Source organism: Streptomyces sp. NPDC088766 (genome assembly GCF_044750845.1).
Lineage (GTDB): Bacteria > Actinomycetota > Actinomycetes > Streptomycetales > Streptomycetaceae > Streptomyces.
In genome coordinates, this window is record NZ_JBIVKQ010000005.1 from 201991 (window position 1) to 220222 (window position 18232).

Below are 18232 nucleotides of genomic sequence, written 5' to 3' on the forward strand. Positions count from 1 at the left end.
CGCCTCACCCAGCCTCTGGGTGCGCAGCACGATGCCGTCGTCGCGGAACAGACTCATGCCGCCATTCTCGCCCATGCCGCGGGAGCGGTGTGCCGCCGGCGGCCCATCGCTCCCGCAACCTTGTGGCGGGAGGAGGCGTCTGATGTGAAGGGGGCTCCAAAGACCACCGGGGTCACCCAGACCAGTCACCGACGGACGGAGAGAACGATCTCAGGCTCGACGAACCGCCGTACTCTGCTCACCACCGCGGGCGCCCTCACCGCGGCCTCCCTGCTGGGCGCCGGTCCGGCGCAGGCCGCCGACGGCGCCGGACCCGTCACCGCCCGCCTGCGCGCCCTGGAGGAGGCGCACGGCGCCCGCCTCGGCGTCTTCGCGTACAACGTGCGCACCCGGCGTTCCGTGCGCCACCGCGCCGGCGAACGCTTCCCCGTCTGTTCCCTGTTCAAGGTCCTCGCGGTGGCCGCCGTGCTCCGCGACCTGGACCGGGACGGCGAGGTACTGGCCCGCCGCATCCACTTCACCGACGACGACGTGGTGGACAACTCGCCCGTCACCGAGGGCCACGTGGCCGACGGCATGACCGTGGCCGAGCTGTGCGACGCGGCGATCCGCCGCAGCGACAACACGGCCGCCAACCTGCTGCTGCGCGAGCTGGGCGGTCCGGCCGCCGTCACCCGCTTCGCCCGGTCGATCGGGGACCGGGCGACCCGGCTCGACCGGTGGGAGCCGGAGCTGAACTCGGCCGAGCCGTGGCGGGTGACGGACACCACGACCCCGTACGCGATCGGCTGCTCCTACGCCCGGCTGGTGCTGGGCGACGCGCTGGCGACCGGCGACCGGCAGCGGCTGACGGACTGGATGCTCGCCAACCGCACCAGCGACAACCGCTTCCGCGCCGGCCTGCCGCCCACCTGGACGCTCGCGGACAAGACCGGCGGCGGCTGGTACGGCGCCAACAACGACGCCGGGATCGCCTGGACGCCCGACGGCGTACCCGTGGTGCTGGTCGTGCAGGTCACCATGGCGGACCGGGAGGCCGCCTACGACCACGACCTGATCGTCGAGACGGCGAGGCTGCTGGCGGCGACGCTCGGCTGAGGCACCGCCCCGGGGCGGGCCCGGACGGCACGTCAGTCACCGTCCGGGTCGGCCCCCGGGGTCAGCACGGGCACGGTGTCGGGGGTGCCGTTCGGGGAGATCTCCGCGGAGGCGTCCCACAGCTGGTCGAAGCGCCGGATCAGCGGCTGCACCTCGTCCGCGCGGGCGTTCACCGTGGTCGAGGAGTTCACGCTGAGCTGGTCGGCGTGGATCTCGTACGACAGCGCCCCGTCGAAGACGATCCAGTCGATCATCTTGCCGCGCCGCAGATGGGCCGGGAGCTGGTCCAGGACCACGACCCGGACCTGGATGCCGATCTGGCGCTGTTCCTCGCAGATGGGGGCCAGCGCGGAGCGCTCCTGGGGTTCCTTGACGATGAACAGCCGCCGCACGGTGACGCCCCGCTCGGTGATCGCCTCGCGCTGGGCGGTGAGATAGCGGTTCGCGGGTTCGCTGGACCAGAAGCCGTCGTCGACGACGCTGGTGCTGATGGCGTCGATACTGCTTCTGGTGCACTTGGTCAGCGTCATCAGCCAGTCGTGGTTCTCGCCCGGTGTCTCGGCGGTGAGGTTGGTGAGGTCCTCCATCTGCGCGGCGAGGCGGTTGATCTCCTCGTGTGCGAACTCGTGCAGGATGTCGGGCCCCATGGAGACGACCTTGGTGGCGTGTTCGGCGAGCCGGGGCACCCCGTCGCCGCGCAGTTTCTCCACCTCGTTGAAGAGTTTGGTGGCCTCGCCTATGTCGGCGAAGCGCTTCTCCACGACGTCCTTCAGCTCGGTGAGCTGGTTCACGAAGGACGCCATGAACTGCACGATCAGGACCGTGCCGCCGCACAGCACGGACAGGACGAGCTGCCAGGGACCCTCGTCCTGCGGCAGCAGGACGTTGGTGAGTACATAGACCACTCCGCCCACCACTACGGTGACCAGGAGTTTCAGCGTGAGCTGACGTGCGCTGTCGTTGTCGGACCGCCGCTGCTGGCCGCTTCGGACGTGCGAGTTCGTCGGTGCGCTCATCTCTCTTTCTCCCCCCGTTGGGATCATGCGTCGAGTCGTGCTTCGGATGCTGCTCGGACAGTCGTCGGGTCTTCGAGGCGGTGCCGTGCGGTGGCGCCGTCAGGACGGGGTCAGCGCGTCGCTCCGGGTGAGGAGACGTACGGCGAGCTGGTCCCGGATGCGCTGGGTCAGGCTCGTCCACTGCCTGCTGAACCCCGGTGTCTCCTCCAGTTCCCGCCACAGGGTGTGCAGGCTGCGGTCGACGCGGGCCTGCGGCATCCACAGGTGCAGCAGGTGGTCGACGAGCGGACGCAGCACCTTCAGCGCGGCCCGGCCGTCGTCGGAGCCGAGCCGCAGGCCGTCGAGCTTGTCGGCGACCGTGGTGAGCAGCCAGTCGTGCAGGGCGAGGTCCTCGCAGAGCGCGGCCGCCGCCGCGGGTGCGGTCCCGCGGGGCAGCCGCAGTTCGACGACGCGTCGGCCGTCGTCGGCGACGGTGAAGTGCGCAACGGCCGCCTCACCGTCGACGGCCGGTAACGCCGCCCAGCGCAGGCTGGTGTCGGTGGTGTTGAGCGGGGTGTCGTAGTCGAGCAGCCGGTGCTGGCGGGAGATCCGGGCGAGGAGGCTCTCGGCGACCGACCCGACGTCCAGCTCGTCCTGCTGGTGTCCGGTCAGGAAGCCCTTGACCACGGCCGGCGCGGAGAACTTGCCGACGGGTACGAGGACGCCGGGGCGGACCAGGTAGTAGCCCCAGGGCTGCCGCCGGTCGGGGCCGGCGGCGGGGACGGAGAAGTGGGCGGTGGCCTGGAGGACGCGGCCCTCGACGAGGGCGGCGCGGGCGGTCACCGTGCCGACGGCCCGGATCCTGGCGCCGCCGGCGGTGGGCAGCCGGCAGTCGACGCCGGTGAGGACGTCCGGGGAGACGGCGTGCCGGTTGGGGCGGCGGGAGAGCCGGACGCGTTCGTCGGCGCGCAGCCGCAGCAGCCGTTCGGCGACCTGCTCGTCGACCGCGTCCCGGGTGGGCAGCAGACAGGTGCGGACCTCCCCGCAGGCGAGGACCGGCTCCGTTTCCGTGGGCTCCTGCGGGCCGCTCATGTCACAGCCCCGGCGGGAAGACGTAGGAGGTGCGCTCCACGACGCCCGCGGGGACGGGCCGGCCCTCCGCGGCGGACCGCTCGGCGACCTGCCGTAACGCCTCGGACTCGACGTGGACCTGGTCGAGGACGACGCGGACGGCGTGTTCGACGGGCAGGAAGCGGGCCGGGAGGATGCTGCAGGTGGCGTACGCGGTGAAGGGCGCGGCCAGGGGGTTGAGGCGTACCACCGGCGGCAGGGCGTCCCAGTCGGCGGGGAACTCCTTGTCGTCCCAGGGCGTGGGGGTCAGCACGGCCCGGCCGTCGTGGCGCAGCAGGCCGAGCCGGACGAGTTGCCAGACGGAGGCGAGGAAGGCGCAGGACCAGAGTCGTTCGTCCTCGGGTCCGCTCCACAGTTCGACGTCGACGAAGACGGAGTGGCCGCGGGCTCCTGTCTCGCTGGGCGGCTCCCAGACGGTGCCGGTGGCGTCCAGGGCGGCGGAGGTGCGGTGCGAGGGGGTGCGCCGGCCGTTGGTGAGCCAGCCGGAGCGGCTGACGGGCGGGCGGAAGCCGTTGCTGCCGGGCGGCGGGGACTCCACCAGCCGGTGCAGGACGGACTCGGCGAGTCCGGCGCGGTCGCGGTGGCCGGGTTCGGCGACGGCGCAGCCGGACTCGCGGGCCAGGTAGTCGATGCTCAGGCCGGCCTCTGCGGCCGCCGCCAGCAGGGGCGGTACGAGTTCGGCGGGGGTGGACAGCCGGCTGAAGTAGTCGTCGATGAGGAAGCAGGTGCTGATCCGCGGCCGCGCGCCGGCCGGCAGGGGGCCGACGCAGGCGCGGGCGGCGTCCACCCAGGGCCGTACGGCGGCGAAGTGGCGGCGCAGCCGGGCGGGGCCCTCGGCGAAGTCCTCCATGTACAGGTGGCCGAGTTCGAGGGAGAGGTGGGAGAACGGCACGGATTCGGTGCGCGGCTGTGCGCTGGTCTCCCGGAAGACGGTTCCCGGTCCGGTCACAGTTGCCCCCAGTGCTTGTCCTCGGTCAGGCGCTGGGCGAGCTCGCCCATCTTCTGCCAGGTCTCCACGTTGGCGATGCGCCGGTCGTGCACGTCCTCGTCGGTGATGAGCCGCTCCTGCCACTGGAGGACGGGTTCCAGCGGAATGGACGACAGGACGCGGGTCCTGCCGATACCGAGGCCGGCCGCGGTTTCCTCCAGTCGGGTGTCGCACTGCCGCATCCACGCGTACTGCGCGGGCGAGGCCTGCGACCACATCGGCGAGTCGAGATCGGGTACGGCGGCGCGAACGAAGCGGATCGAGGCGGAAAGCGCGTCGGTGTCGTGGCCCATGGCGACGCCGGCCTTCACAATGCCCTGTTTTCCGTACACGAGTTCGGCGGCGGCCATGACGTGCTGGCGGGTCCAGCGGTGATAGACGAGCCAGCGCGTTTTCAGGCGGCCGAGTCCGCCGCGGGGCGAGGTGGCGGCGAGGGCGAGGTCCATCGCATAACTGCGTCCGGCGCTCAAGTCCACGATGATGACGTCGAATTCGCGTTTCAGCCGCAGGACGAGATCGACGCAGCGGTGCAGGTTCTCCTCGTCGGTGACGAATTCGCCGCCGGTGCGGTCGCCGGGCAGCAGGACGAGCCGTCCCGAGCCGCCGGGCCGGCTGCGCAGCACGGGGTGCTCGGTGCGCGACCAGACGTCGACGCGCAGGGGTTCGGCGGTCCTGCCCTTGAGGTAGGAGTGCAGGCCGCGGTCCTCGGCCTCGGAGAGGACGTCGGGCAGGTCGAACACGGCGGCCGCGGTGGGCGAGCCGAAGTCGAAGTCCAGGTAGCAGACGTCGTCCCCGTCCAGCGCGCGGTGGTAGGCGAGGTTGGCGCTGGTCACGGACCGGCCGGTGCCCCCCTTGTCGGAGGCGGCGAACACGAGCACGCTCACACCCCCTGGTGGCCGGAGCCGCCGCGGGCCCGGGAGAGGGTGTCCAGCCGGCCGAGGACGCCGAGGGCCAGCGCGTAGGCGGTGCCGGGCTGTTCGTCGACGAGCAGGCGGGCCCGGCGCAGGTCGGCCTCGATGCCCTTGATCTCCTCGCCCTGGGGGCTCTTGGGGGCGGGCGCGGGCTGTTCCATCTGCTCCTTGCCGAGGAGATGCGCCGACTCACTGATCAACGCCCTTGCCAGCAGGGAGAGTTCGGCGCTGCGGATGGGCGGCTGGTCGTAGAGGCCGTGCGCGGCGACCATGCACTCGGTGACCCGCTCGGTCATGCTCCAGGAGACCGGGCCCTGGCGTTCGGGGGATTCGGGGTAGACGGCGTGCACGTTGTCCCAGAGGCCGACGCCCCGTCCCTCGCTGATGCGGCGCTGCCAGAGGTGGTCGAGGATGTCCTCGGCGAGCCGCAGCAGGCGGTCCTGGGAGGCGATGTTCCGCGACAGCGAGCAGAGTTGGACGGTCCGTTTGAGCAGCTGGGCGGAGAAGTCGGTCATCGTCCACTTCATGGGCGGGCCGACGGCCGCGCTGCCCAGCAGGGGCAGGGTGACACCGGGGTTGTGCAGGCCGACCGCGGGGTCGTCGCGGGTCATGCCGCTGGTGATCCGGCCGCGTTCGGCGAGGCGTTCCATGACGGCGACGGTGCGGGTGAGGTCGTCGTCGGTGGCGCGGCGGCGTACCAGGTCGTGGACGAGGATGGAGGCGACGGAGAGGGAGAAGTACTCCGACTCCAGTTGCTGGAGCGTGGTGCGCCAGGGGATCTGCTCCAGCGGCCAGGTGCCGTCGCCGAAGCGGGCGACGGCGGACCAGTACTGCTGGGTGATCTCCCAGCGCAGTCGCAGCGCGTCGGCGAGCTTCTGCTGTTCGGCGGTGAGCAGACCGAGGACGAGGGTGCGCTCGGAGAACAGGTCGGGGATGCCGTCGAGGGCGACGACGGTGAAGTACAGGTAGGGCGTGGGGTGGGCGACACCGGCGGGCTGTTTGCCGATCGCCTCGGCGGTCGCCGGTTCCACCTCGACGTCGGGCGCGCCCTTCACCAGGCTCCATGCCCAGCCGCACTCGAAGAAACGGTTCTCGTTGCGCAGCGAGTCGGTGACGTCGGTGTCGAGACCGAGGGTGACGCTCTCGCTGATGACGGCGCGCAGGGCCTTGAAGCGCTCCTGGAAGCGCTGGAGGACCTGCCGTTCGGAGAGCCGGCCCTGGCCGAGGAGGCGGGTGAGGGACTGCCCCTGGTCGGAGGCGACGTCGACGACGTTGACGGTGAAGGAGCGCAGCAGGCTCACCATGGCGGCGGTGAGCCGGGCGCTGGTGGCGTCCCAGAGCCGGTCGATCTGCTTCAGGGTGCTCGCCCGCTGGGTCTTGCCCCGGTAGACCTTGAGGAAGCCGAGGGTGGCGAGACAGAGGGTGACGGACATGGAGTAGCTGTCGACCACCCCCAGGGCCCGCTGCTCCTTGGTGAGTTCCTGCTGCGGGTCCTCGGCGGCGAAGTAGTGGCCGCCGGAGAAGGTGGGGCTCTCCTCGCCGCGGTGCTTGTCCATGAAGTCGGCGAGGACCTTGACCAGGTTCCCGGGGATCTCGCTGGAGTCGCCCGCGGTCCTCAGCGACCGCTCCACGTCACGCTGGGTGGTGTCGGGGTCGTCGAGGCGGAAGGCGGTGATCTCGGTGGCCGGGTACAGCAGGCAGAGCAGCCGCTCGGCGTCGGCGACGCTGCTCAGGCCGCCCGACTCCCCCCACTCCCACTCACCGTCGTCGAAGGAGTGGCGGGCGACGGCCTGCCACACCTCGAGCAGGTTCTGCCTCGGCTTGATCTGCATGCCCATTCCCCTCGCACAGGCCCGTCACCGCACGATCCACATATCCACCCCGTCGTGGAACCGCGGGACGTCACTTTTTCCTTCGCCGGCCGCAGGCCAGAATCATTCCGGTGTATCCGTGGCGCACCAGTTGTTTCGGGTTGTCCAGGCAGAAGATATTCATGTCCGCTTCGGCGAACGGGGCGAGAACGGTGCGCACTTCCATCTCGTCGATATCGCGGGCGGGAAACTCCTGCACGCCCACGCGATACCCCTCGGAATGTTCCATGAAAGCGGCGGCGAAAGGCGCGCCGGGTTTCAGGGACTTCATGAAACAGCCCACACCCCGCCGGAATTCTTCGAGCGAGGTGGTGATGGATTCCGCGACGAAGAACATGGTGCCGATGTCCCAGGCGGGCTTTTCGCCGCAGAGGTCGAAGAGACTGCCGGGCCTGGGGGCGCGGACGGCTTCGGCGAAGCGCGCCCTGGGGTCGGCGCCGAGGCCCGCGTAGGCCGCGCCCTCGCCGTGCGCGCCGCTCGTGAGGACCTCCCAGAACTGGTCCCAGTTGGCGTCGTAGCCGGAGAGTTGGCCGCGGAGGTATTCGAGGTTCCGCTCGGACCGCTCGAGGAGCGTGATCCGGCCGCACCAGGGGAGCATCGCCAGGGCCGGGTAGAGATTGGGCCCCGCGCCCACGTCGATACCGGCGCCGCCGCGACCGCCGTGCTTCTGGAAGTGACCGGTGAAGTGATCTCGGACCCGGGTGAGGATCGCCCTGTCCACGGGCTGGATCTCCAGGTAATTGCGCTTGATGTACTCGTCGGGATCGAAGGCGTCCCAGGGCACATCGGCATTCAGTTTTTCGGTGGCGGTGGGCGGTCCCGAGGTCATTGGTCCAGCCTAGCAGGACGACGCGCTCTTGAAGGAGTGCATGCATCAGGCAATGATGGACGGTCGGGTATGCATATCGGACAAGAGCGAGCACGTGCGCCATTCATTTTGTCGATCCTTCACAAGGGGACTGCATGACTCCTCTTCCCCGAGTTCCCCGACTTCCCCAAGATCCCGGAGATCCCGGCGGTCCCGGAGATCCCGGCGGTCCCGAAGAGCCCCGAGATCGCTCTCTGCCGGTCGCCGGTTCGACGGTGAGCCGGGCGTCCCAGGAAAGGCGCCTGCGGATCAGAGCGGCCACGGAGGAGGATCTCCCCCGTGTCGTCCGGCTCGACGAGGAGGCCTTCCCGACCGCCCCGTACCCCTACTTCGTGCTGCGCCAGCTGCTGGCCTCGTTCCCGGACTTCGTGTTCGTCGTGGACATGGGCGAGGAGCTGGGCGGATACGTGCTGTCGACGCCGCCGGACGCGGCGCGGAGCTGGATCCTCAGCCTCGGCATCTCCCCGCCGCTGCAACGCCAGGGGCTCGGGAGGCAGTTGATGACGCGGATCCTCGGCCATCTCCGCACCCGGGGTGTGCACCGCGTCACGCTCTCGGTGGAGCCGCGCAACGACACGGCGATCGCGCTGTACCGGTCCCTGGGCTTCGCCCCGGACCCCGGCGGACCCCGGCCGGACTACTTCGGCCCCGGCGAGGACCGCCTCCTCATGACGCTCGCCCTCTGAGCGCCGTGAGCCCGGCGAACCGCCGCACGTAGCGACGCTGCCAGGGCGTCTCCACGGCGTGCCGGTCGTAGTGCCGGCGCACGAACTCCACCGCCCCGGCGGCCGGTACGCCGTCCAGCACCGCCAGACAGGCCAGTGCCGTCCCCGTACGGCCGCGCCCGCCGCCGCAGGCGACCTCCAGCCTCCCGTCGGCCGCCCGCCGCCACGCCTCGGCGAGCGCCGTACGGGCGTCGGCGCGGTCTGCGGGCAGCCGGAAGTCGGGCCAGCGGATCCAGCGCGCCTCCCACGGCACCGCCGGCGGCGCGCCGCCGAGCAGATAGAGGCCGTACGTCGGGACCGGCACCGTCGGGTCGAGGGGGCGGCGCAGTCCGCGGCCGCGCACCAGCCGGCCGGACGGCAGCCGGAGCACCCCGGGCAGCTCCGCTGGCCAGGGCTCCTGTCTCGTCTCCATGGCCCCATTCGACCCCGGTCCCCGCCGGCCGGGCAACCGGTTCGGTTGCCGTTCGCCCCGCGGCACCGGCGCCGCCCCGTACGCCCCGGTGCCCAGTGGTGCCGGATCACCCGGCACGGCGCGTCCGGGCCCGCCCTTCGAACCGGGCGGGCCGACGGCGGGGCCGCGCCGTTCCCGCGGGAGCGTCAGGACGGCGTCCGGGCCGCGGCCAGCAGCCGGGTGACGTCGTCCGCGCGGAGGGCGAGGGCCGTGCCGACGGTGGCGAGGACCTCGCGTTCGGCGGGGGTGTAGGGGCCGTCGGCGAGGGCGATGCGGGCGCCCTGGAGCAGGATGGACTCACGGCCGACGGGGGCGAGGTGCGGGGCGAGCGGGTCGAGGGCCTCGTGCAGCTCTATGGCCAGACCGGGCGTGCAGGGTTCGCCGTGGACGCGGCCGGTGTCGGCGGCGAGGGCGTCGACGAGGGCGGCGAGCTGCTCGCGGGTGCAGTCCGGGAAGCCGGCCGCGCGCACCGCGACCGCCGCCGTCTCCAGGGACGTACGGGCGCAGGGGCCGCTCGCCGAGAGGACCGCGAGGGCGACGGTGTGGACAGCGTCGCGGAGCATCGCGGAGAAGCGGGTGGTGGTGGGGTGGTCGAGGGCCTCGGTGCCGAAGTGGCGGCGGCAGGCGGCGCATTCCACGACGGGGCCGGTCTCGCCGCGCGGCAGCACGGGTACGCCCAGCAGGGTGAAGCGGCGCCGGCCGGTGAGCCGCTGGTAGTTGCGGTCGCCGCCGCAGCCGGGGCAGAAGAACTCGCCGTCCCCGACGGGGGTCCAGGCGGTGCGATGGCCCAGCACGCGGGCAAACCCGGTGGCACGGCCGTCTCGTCCCCGTTCTGGCAGCACGTCGCACCTCCGTAACCGCGTGGCAACATCGCCACGCGCTTTCGTGATGTTAGCCACATCGTCGAGGCGGAGTCAGCACCCGGGACGAGACCTTTCCGTGACCTCCACGGACGGATGGCCGATATACGACGGAGCCCCGGCCGCCGTTTCCGGCGGCCGGGGCTGTGAAACTCCCCGTCCGAATGATCAGCGCGTGGCGCGGTTGACGGCGGAGACGACCGCCTTCAGCGAGGCACGCGTGGTGTTGGCGTCGATGCCGATGCCCCACAGGACCTTGTCGCCGATCGCGCACTCGATGTACGAGGCGGCCTGCGCGGAGGCGCCCTCGCTCATCGTGTGCTCCTGGTAGTCCAGCAGGCGTACGTCGATGCCGATGGATTCCAGGGCGTCGAAGAAGGCCGAGATCGGACCGTTGCCCGAGCCGGACAGGACGGTCTCCGCGCCGTCGACGACCGCGTCCACGGTGAGGGTGTCCACGCCGTCGGTGTCGGTGGTCGACTGGCCGTTGCGCACCTGGATGCGGCCCCACGGGTTCTCGGGGTTGGGCAGGTACTCGTCCTGGAAGGTGGCCCAGATGTCGCCGCCGGTGACCTCGCCGCCCTCGGCGTCCGTCTTGGCCTGGATGATCTTCGAGAACTCGATCTGCATCCGGCGCGGCAGGTCCAGCTTGTGGTCGTTCTTCAGGACGTAGGCGATGCCGCCCTTGCCGGACTGCGAGTTGACGCGGATGACGGCCTCGTAGGAGCGGCCGACGTCCTTCGGGTCGATCGGCAGGTAGGGGACCGCCCACTCGATGTCGTCCACGGTGACGCCCCTGGCGGCCGCGTCGGCCTCCATGGCGTCGAAGCCCTTCTTGATGGCGTCCTGGTGGGAGCCGGAGAAGGACGTGTAGACCAGGTCGCCCACGTACGGGTGGCGCGGGTGGACCTCCATCTGGTTGCAGTACTCCCACGTACGGCGGATCTCGTCGATGTCGGAGAAGTCGATCTGCGGGTCGACGCCCTGCGAGAACAGGTTCATGCCCAGGGTGACCAGGTCGACGTTGCCGGTGCGCTCGCCCTGGCCGAACAGGCAGCCCTCGACGCGGTCGGCGCCGGCCATCAGCGCCAGCTCGGCGGCGGCGACGGCGGTGCCGCGGTCGTTGTGCGGGTGGACCGAGATGCAGACGTGCTCGCGGCGGGAGAGGTTGCGGCTCATCCACTCGAAGCGGTCGGCGTGCGTGGAGGGGGTCGAACGCTCCACGGTGGCGGGCAGGTTGAGGATGATCTCGCGGCCGGGGCCGGGCTGGTAGACGTCCATCACCGCCTCGCAGACCTCCAGCGCGAAGTCCAGCTCGGTGTCGGTGAAGATCTCGGGGCTGTACTGGTATCCGAACTCGGTCTCGGGGCCCAGCAGTTTCTCCGCGTACTCCATCACCAGGCGGGTGCCGTCGACGGCGATCTGCTTGATGTCGTCCCTGGAGCCGCGGAACACGACGCGGCGGAAGACCGGCGCGGTCGCGTTGTACAGGTGGACGGTGGCGCGCCGGGCGCCCTTCAGGGACTCCACGGTCCGCTCGATCAGGTCCTCGCGGGCCTGGGTCAGTACGGAGATCGTGACGTCGTCCGGGATCGCGCCCTCTTCCTCGATGATCGAGCGCACGAAGTCGAAGTCGGTCTGGCCGGAGGCGGGGAAGCCGACCTCGATCTCCTTGTAGCCCATCTTGACCAGCTGGTCGAACATCCGGCGCTTGCGCTCGGGCGACATCGGGTCGATCAGGGCCTGGTTGCCGTCGCGCAGGTCCGTGGAGAGCCAGCGGGGGGCGACGGTGATCCGCTTGTCGGGCCAGGTGCGGTCGGGGATGTCGACCTGCTCGTACTGCCCGTACTTGTGGATCGGCATGGTGCTGGGCTGCTGGCGGTTCGCCATCTCTGCGGGGCTCCTCAGGATGTCCGGAAGGACGGCCGACGACGCAACGCGAAGCTCCGCGGGGAGGGAGTCGGCCTCGACTACAGGCCCTCGCCGCGGCAGCTAAGGAGAAGCAGCCCGAAACGCATAGTGCTCCGCACTTTAGCCGAGCCCCACGGGACGCGCGGGGCCGTTCCAGTATGCGGGACCGGGCGGACCAATCCGACAAAAAGTGCCGTATACCACTCGCGGGAGTGGATCGAGGTCGTTTGTCACCGTATTTCACCAATCATGGTTGCAGGTGGTGACAGCCCGGTCACACGGTGCGAAGGTGCCGGACATGACGACTCACGGGGGCTTCGAGCCCGTCTTCTGCACCGTCGTACCGCCCCACGTCCTCGACCGCCTGGCGCGCAGCGACGACCCCGCACGGTCCGGACCCGCGCGGCGCACCCTGCTGCGCGACAGCGAACTGCGCTCGCGGCGCCGCGTGACCAGCGAGTTCCGCCTCGCGGCCGCCCCGGCCGCCAAGGCGCCCTCCGACCAGCCGCTGCGCACGGTATACGACGCCGGGCACGGCACCGCGCTGCCCGGCACCAAGGTCCGCGGCGAGGGCGAGGAACCGGGCCGGGACGCCACGGTGAACCGCGCCTACGCCGGTCTCGGCGCCACCTTCGAGCACTTCCTCACGGTCTACGGCCGCCACTCGATCGACGGCGACGGCCTGCCCCTGGACGCCACCGTCCACTACGACGAGGACTACAACAACGCCTTCTGGAACGGCGAGCAGATGGTGTTCGGCGACGGCGACGGCGAGATCTTCGTCGACTTCACCAGCTCCCTCGACGTGATCGGCCACGAACTCACCCACGGCGTCACCCAGTACACGGCGAACCTCACCTACTACGGCCAGCCGGGCGCCCTCAACGAGTCGATGTCCGACGTCTTCGGCGTGCTCGTCAAGCAGTACGCGCTGGGCCAGACCGCCGCCGAGGCCGACTGGCTGATCGGCGCCGAGCTGCTCGCCCCGGGCGTGAGCGGTCAGGCCCTGCGCTCCATGAAGGCGCCCGGCACCGCGTACGACGACGACGTGCTCGGCAAGGACCCGCAGCCCGCGACCATGGACGACTACGTCCGCACCGGCCGGGACAACGGCGGCGTCCACATCAACTCGGGCATCCCCAACCACGCGTTCTACCTGGCCGCCACCACCCTCGGCGGCTTCGCCTGGGAGAAGGCCGGCCAGATCTGGTACGACGTGCTGACCGGCGGCGAGCTGACGGAGCGGGCGTTCTTCACCGACTTCGCGAAGCTCACCGTGAAGGCCGCGCGCGAGCGCTTCGGCGACGGCGGCGAGGAGTTCCAGGCCGTGGAGAAGGCCTGGGAGCGGGTGGGGGTGCGGATCCCGTAGATCCGTACTAGACACGCTCCCATGCGCATTCACGTACGACGCACGGGCGGCTTCGCGGGCATCGAGCGCGCCGCCGGGGTGGACACCTCGGGGCGGCCCGATGCCCGCGCCTGGGAGGCCCTGGCAGGGCAGGCACTGGCGGACGGCCACCGGTCCCGCCCGGCCGGGGTCCCCGACGGGTTCGGCTACGAGATCACGGTGGACGGCGTGACGGTGTACGCGGCCGACCCCCGGCTCACCCCGGAGCAGCGCGAGCTGATCTCGCGCGTACTGAAAGAAGGTGCGTGACACCCCTTTCACGCACGGGCGTTGACTTCCCTTACCGGCGGTACGGATGATCGCGCCCATGGCGACTGACGCGCGCGGGGCGACGAACCCGATCCCCCGGTTCCCGGCCGGCTTCCTGTGGGGTGTCTCGACCTCCGCCCACCAGATCGAGGGCGCGGCGGACACCCGCGAGGCGTCCGTCTGGGACGTCTTCACGGCCGAACCCGGGCGGGTCGCGGACGGCTCCACCGCCGCGGTGGCCTGCGACCACTACCACCGCCACGCCGAGGACGTGGAGCTCCTGTCCGGCCTCGGCGTGGACTCGTACCGCTTCTCGATCTCCTGGCCGCGGGTGAACTCACCCGGCGGCCTCGACTTCTACGACCGGCTGGTGGACGAACTGCTGGCGGCCGGCGTGCGCCCGGTGCCGACCCTCTTCCACTGGGACCTGCCGGCCCGGCTGGACTGGCTGGAGCGGGACACCGCGCACCGCTTCGCCGCCCACGTGTCCGTGGTCGCGGACCGCCTCGGCGACCGCGTCCACCGGTGGATCACCCTCAACGAACCCGCCGAACACACCCTGCTGGGACACGCCCTGGGCACCCACGCCCCCGGCCGCCGGCTGATGTTCGACGCGCTGCCGGTCGCCCACCACCAGCTCCTCGCCCACGGTCTGGCCGTCCGGGCACTGCGGGCGGCGGGCGCCCGGGACATCGGCATCGCCAACTCCCACGGCCCCACCTGGCCCGCCTCCCCGGAACCCGCCGACCTGGAGGCCGCCGCCTTCTACGACGTCCTGCTCAACCGGCTCTTCGCGGACCCCCTCCTGCTCGGCGAATACCCCGAGGGCCTGGGCGAGTTGATGCCCGGTGACGTGGCGGCCGACCTGAAGGCCATCGCCGAACCCCTCGACTTCTACGGCGTCAACTACTACGCCCCCACCCGCGTCGGCGCCCCGCAGGGCACCGAGATCGAGTTCGGCGGCGTCCGCATCCCGGCCGAACTCCCCTTCACCGTGCGGCAGATCGAGGGCGTGCCGGTCACCGACTTCGGCTGGCCCGTGGTGCCCGAGGGCCTGACCGAACTCCTGACCGGCTTCGCCGAACGCTACGGCGACCGCCTCCCGCCGGTCGTCATCACCGAGAACGGGTGCAGCTGTCCCGGCATCGACGACCAGGACCGCATCGCCTACCTCGACGGGCACCTGCGCGCCCTGCACCGGGCGATGGAGGCGGGCGTGGACGTGCGCGGCTACTTCGTGTGGTCGCTGCTGGACAACTTCGAGTGGGCGCAGGGCTACGAACGCCGCTTCGGCCTGGTCCACGTGGACTTCTCCGACCCCGGCACGCTGAAGCGCACCCCCAAGGCCTCCTACACCTGGCTGCGGGACGTCCTGCGGGCCCAGAGATGACGACGGTCCGCCCGTCGGGCCGCCCCCGCCGACGGGCGCGGCCCGACGGGCGGGGTGCGACGGGCGCGGCCCGACGGGCGGGGTGCGCCCGAACGCCGACGCCCCCGGTGACCCCTAGAAGCCCAGCTTCCGCAGCTGCTTCGGATCCCGCTGCCAGTCCTTGGCGACCTTGACGTGCAGGTCCAGGAAGACGGCCGTCCCGAGGAGCGCCTCGATCTGCTTGCGGGACTTGATGCCGACGTCCTTCAGGCGCTTGCCCTTCGGGCCGATGATGATGCCCTTCTGGCTGGGGCGCTCGATGTAGATGTTCGCGTGGATGTCGAGGAGCGGCTTGTCCGCGGGGCGGTCCTCGCGCGGGAGCATCTCCTCCACGACCACCGCGATGGAGTGCGGCAGCTCGTCGCGGACGCCCTCCAGGGCCGCCTCACGGATCAGCTCGGCGACCATCACCTGCTCGGGCTCGTCCGTCAGGTCGCCCTCGGGGTAGAGCGGCGGGCTCTCGGGCAGCATCGGGATCAACAGGTCGGCGAGCAGCTCGACCTGCTGGTCGCCGACGGCGGAGACGGGCACGATCTCGGCCCACTCGATGCCCAGCTCCTTGCCGAGCTGGTCGATCGCGATCAGCTGCTCGGCGAGCGCCTTGGAGTCGACGAGGTCGGTCTTCGTGACGACCGCGACCTTCGGCGTCCGCTTGATCCCGGCCAGCTCCTTGGCGATGAACCGGTCTCCGGGGCCCAGCTTCTCGTTGGCAGGCAGGCAGAAACCGATGACGTCGACCTCGGCCCAGGTGGTGCGCACGACGTCGTTGAGCCGCTCGCCCAGCAGGGTGCGCGGCTTGTGGAGCCCCGGGGTGTCCACGAGGATCAGCTGCGCGTCCGGCCGGTGCACGATGCCCCGCACCGTGTGCCGGGTGGTCTGCGGACGGTTGGAGGTGATCGCCACCTTCTTCCCGACCAGAGCGTTCGTGAGGGTGGACTTGCCCGCGTTGGGGCGGCCGACGAAACAGGCGAAACCGGCCCGGTGGGCGGCCTCGGCCGGCTGTTCGGATGACTGGGTACGAACGCTCATGCCGCCCATTCTCCCTGATCCACGAAGCCCTGCCGTACAACCGCCCGAGAGCGCCCTCGGACGTGAGCGTCAGGAAACCCGCAGGCAATGAAACCTCGCGGAAACACACCCGTACGCGCCCGGAAACGCGTGCCCGTGACCCTCTGACGAGCCCCCGCACCGTTGGAGACGACCGTGACCCTAGCCACCGCTCGGATCGACACCGGCGACACCGCCTGGCTGCTCGCCGCCACCGCCCTCGTCCTGCTGATGACACCGGGCCTCGCCCTGTTCTACGGCGGCATGGTCCGCACGAAGAGCGTCCTCAACATGCTGATGATGAGCTTCGTGTCGATCGCGCTGGTCACCGTGGTGTGGCTGGCCGCCGGATACTCCCTCGCCTTCGGACCCGACGCCGGCGGCGGCCTCATCGGCACGCTGGAGCACGCCGGGATGGCCGGTCTCGGCCCGGACAGCGTGCAGGGCACCGTGCCGACCCTGCTGTTCGCCACCTTCCAGCTCACGTTCGCGGTCATCACGGCGGCCCTGATCAGCGGCGCGATCGCGGACCGCGCCAAGTTCGGGGCCTGGCTGGTCTTCGTGCCCGTCTGGGCACTCCTCGTATACGTTCCCGTCGCGCACTGGGTGTGGGGTCCGGACGGCTGGATCCTGAGCCGCCTCGGGGCGCTCGACTTCGCCGGCGGACTCCCCGTGGAGATCACCTCGGGGGCCTCCGGGCTGGCCCTGTGCCTGGTCCTCGGCCCGCGCCTCGGCTTCAAGAAGGACGCCATGCGTCCGCACAACCTGCCCATGGTCGTGCTGGGCGCGGGCCTGCTCTGGTTCGGCTGGTTCGGCTTCAACGCGGGCTCGGCCCTCGGCGCGAACGGCCTCGCGGCCGCCGCCTTCCTCAACACCCTCGCCGCCGGCTGCACCGGCCTGCTGGGCTGGCTCTTCGTCGAGCAGAAGCGCGACGGGCACCCCACGACCCTGGGCGCGGCCTCCGGCGCCGTCGCCGGCCTGGTCGCCATCACCCCGTCCTGCGGCTCGGTCTCCCTGCTCGGCGCCCTGGCCGTCGGCCTCGCCGCCGGCGTCGTCTGCTCCTACGCCGTGAGCTGGAAGTTCCGGTTCGGCTACGACGACTCCCTCGACGTGGTCGGCGTCCACCTGGTCGGCGGGATCATCGGCACCCTCCTCATCGGCGTCTTCGCCGTCGAGTCGATGACCGGCGGCACGCAGGGCCTGCTCCACGGCGGCGGCCTCGCCCAGCTCGGCAAGCAGCTCGTGGCCGTCCTCGCCGTCGGCGGGTACGCCTTCCTCATGACGTACGGCATCGCCCGGGTGCTCCACCGGACGCTGGGGCTGCGGGCCGACGAGGAGCACGAGCACACCGGCCTGGACCTTACGGTGCACGCCGAGACCGCATACGATCACGGCGTCCTCGGCCACGGCGCCCCGGTCGGCGCGTCCTCCGTCCCCTCCGCTCAGAAGGTCAAGCCCCAGGCATGAAGCTCATCACCGCGATCGTGAAGCCGTACCGCCTCGACGAGGTCAAGACCGCCCTCCAGGAACTGGGCGTGCACGGCCTGACCGTCACCGAGGCCAGCGGCTACGGCCGACAGCGCGGCCACACCGAGGTGTACCGCGGGGCCGAGTACCAGGTCGACCTCGTCCCGAAGGTCCGGATCGAGGTCGTCGTCGAGGACGCGGACTCCGAGGCCGTCATCGACGCGGTCGTCAGGGCCGCGCAGACGGGGAAGATCGGCGACGGAAAGGTGTGGGCCGTGCCGGTCGAGACGGTCGTGCGGGTCCGGACCGGCGAGCGCGGCCCCGACGCGCTCTGACCGGCGCGGCCCCGCCCGCGGGCCGGGGCCGCGCGGGGAACGGCTCGCCCGCCGGCTCGCGCGTGCCCGCAGCGGCAGCGTGCCTCAGCCGGCCGAGACGCTGAGCCGCACCGTCCCGTCGGGCGCGGCCACCAGCAGCGGCGTCCCCGGCCCGCCCAGGTCCCCCACCGCGGCCAGATCCGCCTCGGCGGCGCCCTCCGCGGACGTCACCACCGCCGCCGCCTCCAGCGACTGCGCCCCCGACGCCACCGCCATCGCCACCGCCGTCTGCACCGCGCTCAGCTTCAGCGACGGCAGGTCCACCGTCCCGGCGACATAGGTGCGTCCCGTCTCGTCCCGTACGGCAGCCCCCTCGGGCACACCGTTGCGGGCCCGCGCCGAACGGGCCAGGGTGACGATCTTGCGGTCCTCGGGACCAAGCGCGTTGATGTCGGTCATGCCCCGAGCATACGAAGGGGCCGGCGCGGCGGACGCCCAGGGGCGGGGTG

General features: G+C 71.4%; 18 protein-coding genes. 7 read left to right on the forward strand and 11 right to left on the reverse strand.

Going from position 1 to position 18232, the window contains the following annotated elements; all coding sequences use genetic code 11:
- The first annotated feature begins 207 nt into the window (after positions 1-207).
- A complete protein-coding gene (gene bla, locus ACIP5W_RS09940) occupies positions 208-1098 on the forward strand; it encodes a class A beta-lactamase (RefSeq protein WP_401469763.1) in 891 nt (296 codons plus the stop codon).
- Positions 1099-1130: 32 nt separating this feature from the next.
- On the opposite strand, the gene ACIP5W_RS09945 is transcribed toward bla, so the two are convergent.
- The 6 genes from ACIP5W_RS09945 to ACIP5W_RS09970 form a co-directional block, all read right to left on the reverse strand.
- Entirely contained in the window at positions 1131-2114 is a 984-nt protein-coding gene (locus ACIP5W_RS09945; protein WP_401469474.1) for a DUF6879 family protein, read from the reverse strand.
- A gap of 99 nt (positions 2115-2213) precedes the next feature.
- Positions 2214-3185, reverse strand: a complete 972-nt coding sequence (locus tag ACIP5W_RS09950; RefSeq protein WP_401469477.1) for an SCO2521 family protein — start codon at positions 3183-3185, stop codon at positions 2214-2216.
- A gap of 1 nt (position 3186) precedes the next feature.
- The gene (locus tag ACIP5W_RS09955; RefSeq protein WP_401469480.1) at positions 3187-4173 is read right to left on the reverse strand and encodes an SCO2522 family protein; all 987 of its coding nucleotides are present in this window, start codon (positions 4171-4173) and stop codon (positions 3187-3189) included.
- Complete coding sequence (locus ACIP5W_RS09960; RefSeq protein ID WP_382784915.1) at positions 4170-5090, reverse strand: SCO2523 family variant P-loop protein; 921 nt, start codon at positions 5088-5090, stop codon at positions 4170-4172. Before ACIP5W_RS09960 ends, ACIP5W_RS09955 begins: the two co-directional genes overlap by 4 nt.
- 2 nt (positions 5091-5092) lie before the next feature.
- Positions 5093-6955, reverse strand: a complete 1863-nt coding sequence (locus ACIP5W_RS09965; protein WP_401469483.1) for an SCO2524 family protein — start codon at positions 6953-6955, stop codon at positions 5093-5095.
- A gap of 70 nt (positions 6956-7025) precedes the next feature.
- Positions 7026-7823, reverse strand: coding sequence for an SCO2525 family SAM-dependent methyltransferase (locus ACIP5W_RS09970; protein ID WP_401469486.1), 798 nt, complete (start codon positions 7821-7823; stop codon positions 7026-7028).
- A gap of 254 nt (positions 7824-8077) precedes the next feature.
- Between ACIP5W_RS09970 and ACIP5W_RS09975 the strand changes: the two genes are divergently transcribed.
- Positions 8078-8548 (forward strand): GNAT family N-acetyltransferase, encoded by a 471-nt coding sequence (locus ACIP5W_RS09975; protein WP_401469489.1) that lies wholly within the window; start codon positions 8078-8080, stop codon positions 8546-8548.
- On the opposite strand, the gene ACIP5W_RS09980 is transcribed toward ACIP5W_RS09975, so the two are convergent.
- The 3 genes from ACIP5W_RS09980 to leuA all read right to left on the reverse strand — a co-directional run bounded on the left by ACIP5W_RS09980 (position 8529) and on the right by leuA (position 11788).
- Positions 8529-8999, reverse strand: a complete 471-nt coding sequence (locus tag ACIP5W_RS09980) for a protein phosphatase (RefSeq protein WP_401469492.1) — start codon at positions 8997-8999, stop codon at positions 8529-8531. The genes ACIP5W_RS09975 and ACIP5W_RS09980 overlap by 20 nt on opposite strands.
- 185 nt (positions 9000-9184) lie before the next feature.
- A complete protein-coding gene (locus ACIP5W_RS09985; RefSeq protein WP_401469495.1) occupies positions 9185-9880 on the reverse strand; it encodes a TerB family tellurite resistance protein in 696 nt (231 codons plus the stop codon).
- A 186-nt stretch (positions 9881-10066) separates the two neighbouring features.
- Positions 10067-11788: a 2-isopropylmalate synthase gene (gene leuA, locus ACIP5W_RS09990; protein WP_401469498.1), complete on the reverse strand. Its 1722-nt coding sequence runs from the start codon at positions 11786-11788 to the stop codon at positions 10067-10069.
- Between the two features lie 319 nt (positions 11789-12107).
- On the opposite strand from leuA, the gene ACIP5W_RS09995 reads away from it, so the two are divergent.
- From ACIP5W_RS09995 to ACIP5W_RS10005, 3 genes are read left to right on the forward strand one after another with little or no spacing between them, the layout of a single operon-like run.
- Complete coding sequence (locus tag ACIP5W_RS09995; RefSeq protein ID WP_401469501.1) at positions 12108-13178, forward strand: M4 family metallopeptidase; 1071 nt, start codon at positions 12108-12110, stop codon at positions 13176-13178.
- A gap of 21 nt (positions 13179-13199) precedes the next feature.
- Positions 13200-13466: a protealysin inhibitor emfourin gene (locus tag ACIP5W_RS10000; RefSeq protein ID WP_363088175.1), complete on the forward strand. Its 267-nt coding sequence runs from the start codon at positions 13200-13202 to the stop codon at positions 13464-13466.
- A gap of 58 nt (positions 13467-13524) precedes the next feature.
- Positions 13525-14856 (forward strand): GH1 family beta-glucosidase, encoded by a 1332-nt coding sequence (locus tag ACIP5W_RS10005; protein WP_401469505.1) that lies wholly within the window; start codon positions 13525-13527, stop codon positions 14854-14856.
- Positions 14857-14970: 114 nt separating this feature from the next.
- On the opposite strand, the gene era is transcribed toward ACIP5W_RS10005, so the two are convergent.
- A complete protein-coding gene (era, locus tag ACIP5W_RS10010) occupies positions 14971-15924 on the reverse strand; it encodes a GTPase Era (protein WP_401469508.1) in 954 nt (317 codons plus the stop codon).
- Positions 15925-16098: 174 nt separating this feature from the next.
- On the opposite strand from era, the gene ACIP5W_RS10015 reads away from it, so the two are divergent.
- Both ACIP5W_RS10015 and ACIP5W_RS10020 read left to right on the forward strand, forming a co-directional pair.
- Positions 16099-17409 (forward strand): ammonium transporter, encoded by a 1311-nt coding sequence (locus ACIP5W_RS10015; protein ID WP_401469511.1) that lies wholly within the window; start codon positions 16099-16101, stop codon positions 17407-17409.
- Positions 17406-17744, forward strand: a complete 339-nt coding sequence (locus ACIP5W_RS10020) for a P-II family nitrogen regulator (RefSeq protein ID WP_133911739.1) — start codon at positions 17406-17408, stop codon at positions 17742-17744. The genes ACIP5W_RS10015 and ACIP5W_RS10020 overlap by 4 nt, the downstream gene beginning before the upstream one ends.
- An 84-nt stretch (positions 17745-17828) precedes the next feature.
- Here ACIP5W_RS10020 and ACIP5W_RS10025 read toward each other — a convergent pair whose 3' ends face one another.
- Positions 17829-18182, reverse strand: coding sequence for a cytidine deaminase (locus ACIP5W_RS10025; RefSeq protein WP_401469515.1), 354 nt, complete (start codon positions 18180-18182; stop codon positions 17829-17831).
- Positions 18183-18232: the final 50 nt, after the last annotated feature.

Bases quoted from the DNA above. Each gene is read 5' to 3' on its own strand.
- ACIP5W_RS10000 (WP_363088175.1), top strand. From the start codon at position 13,200: ATGCGCATTCACGTACGACGCACGGGCGGCTTCGCGGGCATCGAGCGC.
- ACIP5W_RS09945 (WP_401469474.1), bottom strand. From the start codon at position 2,114: ATGAGCGCACCGACGAACTCGCACGTCCGAAGCGGCCAGCAGCGGCGG.
- ACIP5W_RS10025 (WP_401469515.1), bottom strand. From the start codon at position 18,182: ATGACCGACATCAACGCGCTTGGTCCCGAGGACCGCAAGATCGTCACC.
- ACIP5W_RS10020 (WP_133911739.1), top strand. From the start codon at position 17,406: ATGAAGCTCATCACCGCGATCGTGAAGCCGTACCGCCTCGACGAGGTC.
- era (WP_401469508.1), bottom strand. From the start codon at position 15,924: ATGAGCGTTCGTACCCAGTCATCCGAACAGCCGGCCGAGGCCGCCCAC.
- ACIP5W_RS09950 (WP_401469477.1), bottom strand. From the start codon at position 3,185: ATGAGCGGCCCGCAGGAGCCCACGGAAACGGAGCCGGTCCTCGCCTGC.
- ACIP5W_RS09980 (WP_401469492.1), bottom strand. From the start codon at position 8,999: ATGGAGACGAGACAGGAGCCCTGGCCAGCGGAGCTGCCCGGGGTGCTC.
- ACIP5W_RS09995 (WP_401469501.1), top strand. From the start codon at position 12,108: ATGACGACTCACGGGGGCTTCGAGCCCGTCTTCTGCACCGTCGTACCG.
- ACIP5W_RS09965 (WP_401469483.1), bottom strand. From the start codon at position 6,955: ATGCAGATCAAGCCGAGGCAGAACCTGCTCGAGGTGTGGCAGGCCGTC.
- leuA (WP_401469498.1), bottom strand. From the start codon at position 11,788: ATGGCGAACCGCCAGCAGCCCAGCACCATGCCGATCCACAAGTACGGG.
- ACIP5W_RS10005 (WP_401469505.1), top strand. From the start codon at position 13,525: ATGGCGACTGACGCGCGCGGGGCGACGAACCCGATCCCCCGGTTCCCG.
- ACIP5W_RS09970 (WP_401469486.1), bottom strand. From the start codon at position 7,823: ATGACCTCGGGACCGCCCACCGCCACCGAAAAACTGAATGCCGATGTG.